Here is a 12,909-nt window from a genome sequence, read left to right as displayed (position 1 = left end):
CCTATTTTTTACGGCGGCTAGAACTGAGGTAGATAGCAGCAAGAATAATGCCGCCCTTTACCACGTTCTGGATGTACGGCGATACGCTCATCAGATTCAAGCCGTTGTTCAACACGCCAAGCATCATGGCGCCGACCAAGGTGCCGATAATTGCGCCTCTGCCGCCGGAAATCGCTGCTCCCCCTAGAACCACAGCGGCAATGGCATCAAGTTCGAAGCCTTCACCCGCGTTCGGTTGCCCGCTCATCAGGCGAGAGGTCAATACCAGCCCGGCGATGGCCGCTGTCAGCCCACTAATCACATACACCAGTACTTTGTAGCGGGGCACGCGAATACCGCTCAGACGGGCCGCCTCTTCATTACCACCGATAGCGTAAACATAGCGGCCAAAGGAAAGATGATTGAGCATCAGCCAGGCCAGGATATAGACACCAACCATGATCAGAATCGGCACCTGAATGCCCAGTACCGTACCGCGCCCGAAGAAAGAAAATATCTCAGGTAAACCGGAAATCGGGTAGCCGCCGGTGTACAGCAAAGCCAGGCCACGGGCGATACCCATGGAGGCCAGTGTTACGATAATCGGTGGCATACGCAGGTAGGCGATGCATGCACCGTTGGCCAACCCGAACAGCGCACCAACCACTAGAGCAGCGACCATCGCCAGAGGAATGGGGATCCCCCCCAGCATCAGCCCGGCGGCAATCGAACCTGACAGCGCCATAACTGGCCCAACGGAGAGGTCGATACCACCGGTCAAGATCGCGCAGGTCATGCCAACGGCGATAATGGCGTTAATAGATACCTGCCGCGCTACGTTGGTCAGGTTGTTGACCGTCAGAAAACTGTCATTAAACATGCTCATCAACAAGAACAGGATGGCGAAGCCGATAAATGGCAGTACGGCAGGGTGGTGCAACACTTTATCCCAACGCTTGCCAAGGCTCTGCTTTTGGGCATATTGGTTAGGTGGGGACTGTTCAATTCCGATCATAATGCACTCCCTGTAGCGTGAAGCATGATGTTATGAGACTCGATTTCATCACCGGCCAATTCGGCTACGATATGTCCGCCGAGGAAGACCAAGACGCGATCGCAAACGCCGATAATTTCCGGTAATTCTGATGAAATCATGATGATAGAAATGCCTTTTTGCGTGAGTTGTTGCATTAGTTGATAGATTTCAGCCTTGGCCCCGACGTCAATCCCCCGGGTAGGCTCATCAAAAATCAGTATGTTGCAATCGTTGTTCAACCAGCGTGCAATGACGACCTTCTGTTGATTGCCGCCGCTCAGGGTATTGACGGCGGTATTCGGATCAGGCGTTTTTACTCCAACCGCACCGATCAGGCGCTGCACGATGTCGTTATCTCTGCGGGTACTGACGAAAATCTTGCCGTAGTGCTCATGCCGGTTAAGCGTGATGTTCTGCGCGACAGAAAACGGTAGCACCAACCCCTCGGTTTTCCGGTTTTCCGGCAGTAACCCGATGCCTTTTTCCAGCGCCACCGCCGGGCTGTTGAGCGTTGTGGCTTGCCCACTCAGACTGACGCGTTTGCGATAGCTTGGGCTGGCACCGATGAGTGCGGACACTGTTTCGGTTCTGCCAGAGCCCACCAGACCGGCAAAGCCCAGTATTTCCCCTTTGAACAGATGGAAATTGTCTTCTTGATGGTGCCTGGAGCGCTGAATGCTGGCTTCGAGCAGACGCACCGAAGTATCGACCGGGTGCGATTTCACCGGGAAAGTGTTCTCGATCTTTCGCCCAACCATCAGTTTCACCAACTCATCGACGTTAGTGTCCGCCGTTGGCAGCGTCTGCACATAAGTGCCATCACGCAATACGGTGATCTGGTCGCACACGGTGAAAATCTCGTCCAGATGGTGTGAGATAAAAACCATACCAACGCCGAGCAGCTTGAGATCGTTCATCACTCTGAACAGGTGTTCGGCTTCGCCTGGGGTTAGGGTCGCGGTAGGTTCATCCAACACCAGCACTCGTGCATCCAGCGAAAGCGCCTTGGCTATCTCGACAAATTGCTGCTGCGCTACGCTCAATTGTTCAACCGGGCAATCCAGTTCGATATTCACCGCCAGGCTTTTAAAAATAGCCTCGGCTTTTTTGCTCATGGCCTTGCGGTCTAATAATCCCCAGCGATTTTTGATTTCCCGGTTGAGAAAGATATTATCAACGGCATTCATATAGGGAATTAATGAAAACTCCTGAAAAATAATGCCTACGCCAGCATCAATAGCCTGACGGTAATTATCAAAGTGCCTATTTTTACCTTCCAGAATAATTTCGCCGGAGTCTGGTTGATGAATACCACACATGATTTTAACCAGCGTTGATTTCCCTGCTCCATTTTCCCCTAATAAGGCATGTATCTGGCCGTGTTTAACGGTGAGATCAATACCGTCCAACGCCTTGACGCCCGGAAAGGTTTTTTTTATTTGCCTTAATTCTAATAGTGCCGTCACGTTGATATCCTTTGAGTTTATTCCCAATATACCCGTCGCCCTGCAAGACGCAGGGGTGTTGGCTGCACTCATTCACCCGAATCACTTACTTGAGTAAGCTCATCGGGATCCTCTCGTTTGCCGTCTACCTGCATCTGGAAGTAGCTTGGGTATAGACTTCAGGCTTCGGCGTAATGCTGAAACCTGAAATCCAGCTCAGATAATCCAATCGCGTTGAGCATTACGCCTTGGGTACAGGGAAAGGTGCTCTGCTGCCGGTAATTACCAGCTAAAACCTTGCGCATTGCTGCTGTCGATCAGTTTCACTTTCACAGGAATAGTTTTCGGTACTTCTGCTCCCCAGTGGCGAGCCAATGCGATGCCCAAGGCTATGCGCATCTGATCGCGTGGATATTGTGCAGAGGTAGCGATAAACGGCGAGTTCGGTTTCAGGACCTCTTTAATCGCCTCGGGATGGCCATCAACGCTCACCAGTTTCACCTTGGCACCGTTACTTTCAATGGCAGCCAAAGCACCTAAGGCACCCACATCATTCACACTGAAAATACCGGCCAGATCGGGCGTCGATTGCAGCATGTTTTCGGTGACCGTCAGCGCCATAGCACGTTCTTGCTTACCGTTTTGCTTGGTAACGATCTTCATTTCAGGATGTTTTTTAATGGCATCTTCAAAACCGCGAACGCGCTCAAGAATTGGTACCACCGGGATACCGTCCAAGATCGCTACTTTACCTTTGCCACCCAGTGACTTCGCCAGGTATTCACCTGCCTGTAAACCGGCATCGTAGTTTTCTGAACCAACGAATGAATCCAGCGGGCCTTCAGCCTGAGCGTCAATCGCGACCACCACAACCCCGGCTTTGTGAGCCGACATAACAGCCGACTGTACCCCAATTGAATCCGTCGGGTTAATCAGCAATATATCGATTTTCTTTTGCAGCATGTCCTCAACATCATTGAGCTGTTTAGAGACATCGTGACGGGCATCGGAAATATAGACCTTGGCACCAATGTCATTGGCGGCCTGTTCTAAAGACTCTTTCATTGATACGAAATATTCGTTATTCATCTCCTGAAATGAAGCACCAATAACAATCTGCTTTGCTATTGTCGATTGACCAGCAAACAACATGCCGCCTGCTAATAAAATAGGCAGGGCTTTCTTAGTAAATGAAAACATAATTAATTCTCCTGTAGGGTAGGGGGGGCAGAGCGTCGATATTTTTATATTTGTTATTTAGCTAACTTTTGATAATAGTGGTTGCTTAATTTAAGGAACCAGTATCACCTTTATTGAGTCCGTTGAATCGGCCAGTGCAAAAGCCTTATCCCATTCGTTTAATGAAAAACTGTGGGTAACTACGCCTCTGGAAGTAACCAGACCGCGTTCAAACAGGTCAATAGCAATCTCATAACTGTAAGGCGCTAAATGCGCACCACGAATATCTAATTCTTTTCGATCGCCAATAATTGACCAGTCAACGGTAGTTTCTTTGCCGAAGACGCTGAACTCAACAAACCGCCCCAGCTTGCGGATCATCTGCAACCCTTGGGTAACACCAATCGGCGCGCCCGTGGCTTCAATATAAACATCGCAACCGTAGCCATTGGTGAGCGCCTTAACGATCTTATCGGCATCCTCTTTGAGCGGATTGATGACAATATCTGCACCAAATTCCTTGGCCAGTTCCAGGCGTTCGTCAATGGTATCAATCACGATCAGCTTTTTCGGCGTCTTCAAGCGGGCAACCTGCACCATGCAGAGGCCTAACGGCCCGGCACCGGCCAGAACGACAACATCGTCCAGTTGGATATCTCCGCGTGCAACGGTGTGAATGGCGCAGGCCATCGGTTCGATCAATACGGCATCTTCATGGCTGAGGCTTTCAGGAATTTTGTGAACGATGGCGTTTTCAGAAAAACGCATGTATTCCGCCATCCCGCCCTCAGCCACATCTTTTTGGAAGCCATAGATATTGTGCGTTTCGCACATCCAATAGCTGCCTGAGTTGCAATAGCGGCAGTCCCAGCAGGGGACGATCTGTTCAGCAATCACGCGCTCACCAATCTTGTATTTCTTCTCTGCGCCTTCCCCCATGGCGACAATGCGGCCATAAAACTCGTGCCCCGGTACCACCGGTGGTTTTACCCACGGATTTTCACCCCAAAACATCTGGGCACCGTTTTTACATTTGCAGTCACCGGCACAGATCCCGCATCCATCGACTTTGATCACCAACTCCTTGGCTTTTGGTTGCGGTGTTGTTACCTGCTCAAGCCGATAATCCTGTGGGCCATGGCAAACCACTGCGCTCATTTTTTCTGGTAAATGACTCATTTCCCTCTCCATTGTTAGTTTCAATTACGTCAAACCGCTAAATGTTAACGTTGTCATTTTTTATTAAATAAAATAATTTAATCTATAATATTCATGTTATTACAAACAATTTCCGCTCGAAAACAAAAATGACAACGTAAACATTCCAGATCATATAACCAAACTAATGAAAATGATTGTATGACCTAAGTCACATATCGTTAACAAATGATGTTTAATTTATACAAACTCAGATCATGGTCACAACGCCGCGCAGCTGCACTACAGCAGATTACTCAGGGAGTAATGATGTTACTTATTGAAATATTTGGTTTTTATTCTGAGTATGGGAGTGAGGTAGGGCACTTGATAACGTCGACGGTAACAATAGCGACAGGCTAGGCAGGATTTTACTCATCGTCAACAATGTTATGTCCGTACCATTTCGAGAAAAACTTAAGTATTTCCTGATGGTTTCCTCCCGCAATCTTGATGAATGTCATACTATACTTTACTCATTTTCGGCAGAGTGTGACTCGATTCAGCTCTAAAGAGTGCTGCGCTGAAATAACATAATCAAGAGCCTGTTCAGTAGTGGTTATTGACCAAGCCCTTTGGATGCCGCATCGGCCAGACTAAAGTGGCAAGTGAAATAGCTTTACGGTCATAGGCGCTAAGTCGAGGAATTATGCTAGAACTTCTGGTTGGTGCTGTGGTAGCGGTGGGTGTTGGCCGCTACATTATTAAAGGTTACTCCGCTACCGGCGTATTAATGGCTGGTGGACTGCTCCTGCTGGCAATCAGTGCATTGATGGGCAAAAACGTGTTGCCTGCCAGTGCAACCTCAACGGGATGGCGAGCGACGGATATTGTCGAATATGTCAAAATCCTGCTGATGAGCCGCGGTGGCGATCTTGGCATGATGATTATGATGTTGTGCGGATTCGCCGCTTATATGACACACATCGGTGCCAATGACGTGGTGGTGAAGTTGGCATCCCGCCCGCTGCAGATGATCAACTCCCCCTATTTACTGATGATTGCGGCCTATTTCGTCGCCTGTCTGATGTCCCTGGCGGTATCATCTGCAACAGGATTGGGGGTGTTGTTGATGGCGACCTTATTCCCCCTGATGGTTAATGTGGGCATCAGCCGTGGAGCAGCCGCAGCTATCTGCGCTTCACCAGCGGCCGTTATCCTTTCGCCAACTTCAGGCGATGTGGTGTTGGCGGCTAAGGCGTCTGAAATGCCGTTGGTTGATTTTGCTTTCAAAACATCGTTGCCCATTTCGATTGCGGCCATTATCTGCATGGCGATTGCGCACTTCTTTTGGCAACGCTATCTCGACAGAAAAAGCAACGAACAGCACCATATTATGGATGTGAGCGAAATCACTACCAACGCTCCCGGTTTCTACGCCATCCTGCCTTTCACCCCTATCCTGGGCGTGCTGGTATTTGACGGTAAATGGGGACCAGAATTGCACATCATTACCGTGCTGGTGATTTGCATGTTCGTTACTGCGGTCATAGAGTTTATCCGCAGTTTCAATGCGAAAACCGTGTTTAGTGGCCTGGAAGTGGCTTACCGAGGCATGGCTGATGCGTTCGCCAGCGTGGTTATGCTGCTGGTCGCTGCGGGGGTTTTTGCTCAGGGGCTGAGTACCGTTGGCTTTATCAGCGGCCTGATCGGCTTGGCACAATCCTTTGGCACAGGCGGTATTGTGATGATGCTGGTGCTGGTGGTGATCACCATGCTGGCAGCCATGACAACCGGTTCGGGTAATGCACCGTTTTATGCGTTTGTGGAGCTGATCCCGAAACTGGCGGCGCAAATGGGGATTAACCCGGCTTACCTGGCTATTCCTATGCTGCAGGCTTCTAACCTGGGCCGTACGCTTTCCCCTGTTTCTGGCGTGATCGTGGCTGTTTCCGGTATGGCGAAAATCTCTCCGTTCGAAGTGGTGAAACGCACTTCAGTGCCAGTTATTGTCGGCTTGATTGTGGTGATTGTTGCCACAGAGCTGCTGGTGCCAATACACCTATAAGCAGTACCGGGCATCCTAGCTGGATGCCCGGCATTCACTCAAACTTCGTCGTCTTCGTTCGCTACCACTAACGGCGTGATTTTTACTTTCACGATGCGGTGGCTGCTGATTTCTAACGGTTCGAACAGGTAGTTACCAATCTCCAGTTGTTCACCTTCACGTGGAATTCGCTGGCAGTGCTCCATCAATAATCCTGCCAGAGTATGGTATTCCCGTTTCTCTTCTATCGGTAGCGGTACATACAGCACCAGATCTTCCAGAGGCATGTGGCCGTTGGCTATCCAGCAGCCGTCAGAGGTTTGCTGAATATCGTGGCGAGCGTCGATCTCCTCGTCCGCTTCTGGCAGGTTGCCAGCGATGGTTTCCATCACGTCAGTTAAAGTTACCACGCCTTCCACAGAACCGAATTCATCGACTACGAAAGCAAAATGTGTTTTTGCCTGACGGAATTGCTCCAGTGCCGAGAGTAACGTTAACTGCTCCGGGAAGATCAGCGGCTGACGCACCAGTGCGCGTAAATCCAATTGTGATTGCTGCAACTGTTGCTTCAGAACATCAATAGTGTGCACCACCCCTAACGGTTCGTCACTGGCACTATCTTCCGTAACGACAATGCGCGTATGCTGGTTTTTTTCCAGCAGTTCGGTCAGTTTCTCTTGCGGATCGTTCAACTCAAGGTACTCAACATCATGGCGCGAGGTCATGATACTGCTGACGGTACGCTGCGCCATGCCCAGAACGCGCTCGATCATGTGGCGTTCCTGCTGGTTGAAGATCTCGCCACTTTCACTACCGCTATCGACCAGCAGTTGGGCTGAGTGGCTATCTATCTCCGCTTCTTCATGCTTGCCACTCAACATACGCAATACCGCTTCTGCTGTACGCTCACGCAGTGGTCGCATCTTTGAAAGGAAACGTCGGCGATTGAACTGTGCAAGTTGGTTTAACGCCTCGATCATTACAGAGAAACCGATTGCTGCGTAGAGATACCCTTTCGGAATAGAGTAACCGAAACCTTCCGCAACCAGGCTGAAACCTATCATCAGCAAGAAGCTGAGACACAGAATGACAATGGTAGGGTGGGCGTTAACGAAGCGCGTAAGTGGCTTGCTGGCGAGCAGCATCAGGCCAATGGCGATACAGACCGCAATCATCATCACCGCCAGGTGGTCAACCATTCCCACTGCGGTGATCACTGAGTCTAGTGAGAACACCGCATCCAGCACCACAATTTGCGCCACTACAGGCCAGAAACGCGCACCTTTGCGTGGCCCGTGCTGTTCCTCATCTTTGCCTTCCAGCCGCTCATTCAGCTCCATGGTGGCTTTGAATAGCAGGAAGATACCACCAATCAGCATGATCAGATCGCGGCCACTGAAAGAGTGCCCAAAGGCAGTAAACAGCGGTGCTGTTAGCGTTGCCAGCCAGGATATTGAGGCAAGTAATGCCAAGCGCATCAGCAGCGCCAGCAGCAGGCCGATGACACGTGCTTTATCACGTTGTTTTCTTGGTAATTTCTCCGCCAGAATGGCGATAAAAATCAGGTTATCTATCCCCAGTACAATTTCCAACACAACCAGGGTGGCCAAGCCGGCCCAAATTGTTGGATCTGCGATCCATTCCATACGCCCAATTTCACCTTTAAGTTTGGCGGCTTATGCCGCAGTGGGAATGATGGAGTCTGAGAGAGGGGAATTCAACTTCAAATCAACATCATCATGCGGTGTAATGCACAGTTAGGATAATTCGTTACTGTAATGAAGAGTCCGACGCTGGTTGGTTAATACCTTGAAAGGAATAAATATAGAAGATAAATAGCGCTGTTGGGATAATCACAACAAAATCAAGTTATTAAAACGGTTTGAAAATGGTAAGATCCCTGGCCCCAAACCGCGATAGTAGTCTTATTCTGAAAAGGCCTTTATTACCTATCTAAGGCTTGTTTCGCTGGAGCAATAGTATAAGAATCTTAGCATTCAATGAACGAATGATAGCAAGAATCACCATTTAGCCAGAAAAGCACTGCCTCTTTTCTATTTTTGTGACTTGTCTCTCATAAAATCCCGAACGGAACCCCCGGTTCATCTGCATACGTGATGATTATCACGATTTTGCCAGTTCAAACATTGTGTACAGTGCATTGGTAGCTGAAAGCCAAGGGCGGTAGCGTGCCTGAAGAGTGTTGCTTAGTTGGTAATCTATTGATTTAAAGCATGAATAATCCTTACGAACGCTAAGTGAGCCGCTTTGCCTGACACTGTTACACTTACTTGTTATTTGTTTGTGGAAGAAAAAAATGCAAAGAAGATTGAAGGCTGTGATCCCAGTCGCGGGTTTGGGGACCAGGATGTTGCCAGCCACCAAGGCTATTCCGAAAGAAATGCTGCCGGTAGTGGATAGACCATTGATCCAATATATTGTGAGTGAGTGTGTCGCTGCCGGTGTTAAGGATATTGTACTGGTTTCGCACTCATCCAAAAATGCGATTGAAAACCATTTTGATACCTCGTTTGAGCTGGAAGCAGTATTGGAATCGCGCGTGAAGCGCCAGTTGCTGGCAGAAGTGCAGAATATTTGCCCGCCAGATGTCACCGTGATGCAGGTGCGCCAGGGGCAAGCTAAAGGCCTTGGCCATGCGGTACTCTGCGCCAAACCCATGGTTGGCGATAATCCCTTCATCGTGCTGTTGCCGGACGTATTGCTGGATGACGCCACTGCCGATTTGAGCAAAGAAAACCTGACCAGAATGATCCAGCGTTTTGAGCAAACAGGCTTTAGCCAGATTATGGTTGAGCCGGTGCCGGAAGAAGACGTTTCCAAATACGGTGTGGTGGATTGTGGTGGGGAGCCACTGTGTGCGGGTGAAAGCACTCCGATGACGGCTGTGGTAGAGAAACCAGCACGAGAAGACGCACCTTCAAATCTGGCCGTGGTTGGGCGCTATGTACTTTCTGCAGACATCTGGCCGTTGTTGGAAAAAACCCCGCCGGGCGCTGGCGATGAAATCCAACTGACCGATGCAATCGCCATGCTGATGAAGCAGCAAACGGTAGAAGCCTTCCATATGAGCGGTAAATCCCACGATTGCGGTGACAAACTAGGATATATGAAAGCTTTCGTTCAGTATGGGTTGCGCCACTCCTCAGAAGGTGAAGGGTTTACCCAATGGTTGAAGCAAACCCTGAATGACAAGTAAGACTCTTTAGCAACATTGCCAGGCACGCTCACAAGATTTTAGAGGATTATCATGACTACGAAGCTGAAAGCCGTCATCCCCGTAGCTGGTTTGGGTATGCATATGTTGCCTGCTACCAAGGCGATCCCAAAGGAGATGTTGCCGATCGTCGACAAGCCGCTGATCCAATACATCGTCAATGAGTGTGTGGCTGCCGGGATTAAAGAAATTATTCTGGTTACTCATTCTTCCAAGAATGCGATTGAAAACCATTTTGATACTTCCTACGAGCTTGAAGCGATGCTGGAAGCGCGAGTGAAGCGCCAACTGCTTGAGGAAGTGCAATCAATTACTCCCAAAGGCGTGACCCTGATGCACATTCGCCAGGGGCAACCAAAAGGTTTGGGGCATGCGGTACTTTGCGCCAAACCTCTGGTGGGTGAATCACCTTTTGTGGTGGTACTGCCAGACGTGTTGTTGGATGACGCCAAAGCCAATCTCAAGAAAGATAACCTGGCACATATGATCGCCCGATTTGAAGAGAGTGGTGTGAGCCAGGTATTAGTGCAAGCTGCGGATGAGAAGGTGCTTTATGACTACTCAGTGGTAGAGTGCGACACCAACAGCTTGCAACCGGGTGAAAGTTCACGCATGACATCGATAATTGAGAAGCCGAGCAGAGAAGTGCAACTTAGATCAAACTATTCTGCGGTTGGCCGTTATGTGCTCACGAAGGATATCTGGCCAATTCTGGAAAAAACTGAGCCGGGTGCCTGGGGGCGTATTCAACTGACCGATGCCATTGCCGAACTGCTGAAGCATGAGCCAGTAGAAGCGATGGAACTGGTGGGGGAGTCGTTTAACTGCGGTGAAAAATTGGGCTATTTGCGTGCTTTTGTAACTTACGGTTTACGGCACCCAACCCAAGGCAAAGCCTTCCGCGAATGGGCTGAGCGGTTGAAGCTTTAGCAATTTTTGCTGCAATCAAAAAGAATAATCTTTATAGTTATGGCCCTGCGGAAAATGCTCTGCGGGCTTTTGACATACAGCTAACACCTGCATGTGAATACACCCATGGTGCATGCGCCGACGCGTTTGGTTTTGCTAGCAGCATATTAGCAATCTCCGCCTTAACGTTTGCTCAATGAGTGTGTTTAAAAGTATGCCGCTGGCGGCATACTTAACCCCATAAAAAAGTTTGTTAAGCAGGGTACCAGGCGGCCATGGTTGGCCAGTTGCTTAGCGTTAAAGATTGACTACTTTGGAAGTGATAAAAACTCGATGGCAAAGAAACAATGGAAACTGATACCACTCCTGGTATCGATCAGTGTAATCAGTGGCTGTACCGTCATCCCCGGCTCCTACCTTTCCACCAGTGGCAAAAACGTTGTCCGCCAAGATGACAGCGATTTCAATCTTAACAGGCTGGTGAATATCTACCCTATGACGCCGAGCCTGGTTGAGAAAATGCGACCAAAACCGGTAGTGGCGCAGAATAATCCCGAACTGGAACTGGCCCTACAGAATTATGAGTACCGCATTGGTGTGGGTGATGTGCTGATGGTGACCGTTTGGGATCACCCCGAGCTGACTACCCCTGCAGGCCAATACCGCAGTGCCAGCGACACAGGCAACTGGGTTAATGCTGATGGCACCATCTTCTATCCGTACATTGGTAAAGTCAGTGTTGTGGGTAAAACGGCCAGCCAGGTACGCAATGATATTAGCAATCGCCTTGCCCAGTATATTGAGAGCCCGCAGGTGGACGTGAGCATTGCCGCCTTCCGTTCGCAAAAAGCTTATGTAACGGGCGAGGTTGCCAAATCTGGCCAGCAGCCAATCACTAACGTGCCGCTAACCGTTATGGATGCCATTAACAATGCGGGTGGCCTGGCTGAGAATGCAGACTGGCGCAACGTGGTGCTAACACACGACGGCAAAGAGCAGCGTATTTCTCTGCAGGCGCTGATGCAAAAAGGGGACCTGACGCAAAACCGTATGCTTTACCCTGGGGACATTCTCTATATCCCACGTAACGACGATCTAAAAGTGTTCGTGATGGGAGAAGTGAAACAGCAAACCACGCTGAAGATGGACCGCAGTGGGATGACGTTGACTGAGGCATTAGGCAATGCTCAAGGAATGGACCAGTCGGTCGCTGATGCAACGGGTATATTTGTCATTCGCCCACTGCGTGGTAGCGAAGGTAGTAAACTGGCAAGCATTTATCAGCTAAATGCTTCTGACGCCACTGCATTGGTGATGGGGACTGAATTCCATCTGCAACCCTATGATATTGTTTATGTTACAACCGCACCTGTTGCTCGTTGGAACCGCCTGATCAGCCAATTAGTACCAACAATTACCGGTTTTAACAATCTTAGCGAAGGTGCATTGCGCGTGCGCAACTGGCCTTACTAATTATTTTTAGATTGAGCAACAACTATGTTTAATTCAATTTTAGTGGTGTGTGTTGGTAACATCTGCCGTTCCCCCACAGGAGAGCGATTGTTGAGAAAGGCTTTGCCTAACAAAAAGGTTGACTCTGCAGGGCTTGGCGCTTTAGTAGGCAAACCTGCGGATGCAACAGCAACAGAAGTAGCTAGCCTACACGCGTTATCTCTAGAGGGGCATCAGGCCCAACAACTCACTAGGGCGATGTGCAGTGAATATGATCTGATCCTGGTTATGGAAAAGAAGCATATTGATGCGGTGTGCCGATTGGCTCCAGAGGTAAGGGGCAAAACCATGTTGTACGGCCATTGGCTGGACCAACGGGAAATTGCCGATCCTTACCGACAGAGCCGCGAGGCTTTCGAGTTTGTTTACCGTCTCCTTGATGAATCAGCCCAAAAATGGGCTAAAGCCTTAAGCCGATAGCCAGTCAGGA

10 protein-coding genes are annotated in these 12,909 nt (G+C 49.5%); 5 read left to right on the top strand and 5 right to left on the bottom strand.

Annotated features, from left to right (window positions below; all coding sequences use genetic code 11):
- Nucleotide 1: 1 nt before the first annotated feature.
- The 4 genes from SAQUA_RS15565 to SAQUA_RS15550 form a co-directional block, all read right to left on the bottom strand.
- Entirely contained in the window at nucleotides 2–994 is a 993-nt protein-coding gene (locus SAQUA_RS15565) for an ABC transporter permease (protein WP_380680304.1), read from the bottom strand.
- The gene (locus SAQUA_RS15560) at nucleotides 991–2,481 is read right to left on the bottom strand and encodes a sugar ABC transporter ATP-binding protein (protein WP_380680301.1); all 1,491 of its coding nucleotides are present in this window, start codon (nucleotides 2,479–2,481) and stop codon (nucleotides 991–993) included. The genes SAQUA_RS15565 and SAQUA_RS15560 overlap by 4 nt, the downstream gene beginning before the upstream one ends.
- 261 nt (nucleotides 2,482–2,742) lie before the next feature.
- Nucleotides 2,743–3,660, bottom strand: a complete 918-nt coding sequence (locus tag SAQUA_RS15555; protein ID WP_380680298.1) for an ABC transporter substrate-binding protein — start codon at nucleotides 3,658–3,660, stop codon at nucleotides 2,743–2,745.
- Between the two features lie 90 nt (nucleotides 3,661–3,750).
- Complete coding sequence (locus SAQUA_RS15550) at nucleotides 3,751–4,818, bottom strand: zinc-binding dehydrogenase (RefSeq protein WP_380680295.1); 1,068 nt, start codon at nucleotides 4,816–4,818, stop codon at nucleotides 3,751–3,753.
- Nucleotides 4,819–5,485: 667 nt separating this feature from the next.
- On the opposite strand from SAQUA_RS15550, the gene dcuC reads away from it, so the two are divergent.
- Nucleotides 5,486–6,844, top strand: coding sequence for an anaerobic C4-dicarboxylate transporter DcuC (gene dcuC, locus SAQUA_RS15545; RefSeq protein WP_380680292.1), 1,359 nt, complete (start codon nucleotides 5,486–5,488; stop codon nucleotides 6,842–6,844).
- 38 nt (nucleotides 6,845–6,882) lie between these two features.
- Here the strand turns inward: dcuC and SAQUA_RS15540 are convergent, their stop codons facing one another.
- Nucleotides 6,883–8,469: a TerC family protein gene (locus SAQUA_RS15540; protein ID WP_380680289.1), complete on the bottom strand. Its 1,587-nt coding sequence runs from the start codon at nucleotides 8,467–8,469 to the stop codon at nucleotides 6,883–6,885.
- A 671-nt stretch (nucleotides 8,470–9,140) separates the two neighbouring features.
- On the opposite strand from SAQUA_RS15540, the gene galU reads away from it, so the two are divergent.
- From galU to SAQUA_RS15520, 4 genes are all read left to right on the top strand, one after another.
- Nucleotides 9,141–10,040, top strand: coding sequence for a UTP--glucose-1-phosphate uridylyltransferase GalU (gene galU, locus SAQUA_RS15535; RefSeq protein ID WP_380680286.1), 900 nt, complete (start codon nucleotides 9,141–9,143; stop codon nucleotides 10,038–10,040).
- Between the two features lie 51 nt (nucleotides 10,041–10,091).
- Nucleotides 10,092–10,988 carry a sugar phosphate nucleotidyltransferase gene (locus tag SAQUA_RS15530; RefSeq protein WP_380680283.1) on the top strand — a complete coding sequence of 299 codons (897 nt, stop codon included), beginning with the start codon at nucleotides 10,092–10,094 and terminating at the stop codon, nucleotides 10,986–10,988.
- Nucleotides 10,989–11,300: 312 nt separating this feature from the next.
- Complete coding sequence (locus tag SAQUA_RS15525; protein WP_380680280.1) at nucleotides 11,301–12,440, top strand: polysaccharide export protein; 1,140 nt, start codon at nucleotides 11,301–11,303, stop codon at nucleotides 12,438–12,440.
- Nucleotides 12,441–12,464: 24 nt separating this feature from the next.
- Entirely contained in the window at nucleotides 12,465–12,899 is a 435-nt protein-coding gene (locus SAQUA_RS15520) for a protein tyrosine phosphatase (RefSeq protein ID WP_380680276.1), read from the top strand.
- Nucleotides 12,900–12,909: the final 10 nt, after the last annotated feature.

It is taken from the genome of Serratia aquatilis, assembly GCF_044865145.1.
Classification (GTDB): Bacteria; Pseudomonadota; Gammaproteobacteria; order Enterobacterales; family Enterobacteriaceae; genus Chania; species Chania aquatilis.
Note: the sequence above shows the minus strand (reverse complement) of the source record. Positions and strands in the feature narration are given on the sequence as shown.

Bases quoted from the DNA above. Each gene is read 5' to 3' on its own strand.
- SAQUA_RS15565 (WP_380680304.1), bottom strand. From the start codon at position 994: ATGATCGGAATTGAACAGTCCCCACCTAACCAATATGCCCAAAAGCAG.
- SAQUA_RS15555 (WP_380680298.1), bottom strand. From the start codon at position 3,660: ATGTTTTCATTTACTAAGAAAGCCCTGCCTATTTTATTAGCAGGCGGC.
- SAQUA_RS15550 (WP_380680295.1), bottom strand. From the start codon at position 4,818: ATGAGTCATTTACCAGAAAAAATGAGCGCAGTGGTTTGCCATGGCCCA.
- dcuC (WP_380680292.1), top strand. From the start codon at position 5,486: ATGCTAGAACTTCTGGTTGGTGCTGTGGTAGCGGTGGGTGTTGGCCGC.
- SAQUA_RS15540 (WP_380680289.1), bottom strand. From the start codon at position 8,469: ATGGAATGGATCGCAGATCCAACAATTTGGGCCGGCTTGGCCACCCTG.
- galU (WP_380680286.1), top strand. From the start codon at position 9,141: ATGCAAAGAAGATTGAAGGCTGTGATCCCAGTCGCGGGTTTGGGGACC.
- SAQUA_RS15530 (WP_380680283.1), top strand. From the start codon at position 10,092: ATGACTACGAAGCTGAAAGCCGTCATCCCCGTAGCTGGTTTGGGTATG.
- SAQUA_RS15525 (WP_380680280.1), top strand. From the start codon at position 11,301: ATGGCAAAGAAACAATGGAAACTGATACCACTCCTGGTATCGATCAGT.
- SAQUA_RS15520 (WP_380680276.1), top strand. From the start codon at position 12,465: ATGTTTAATTCAATTTTAGTGGTGTGTGTTGGTAACATCTGCCGTTCC.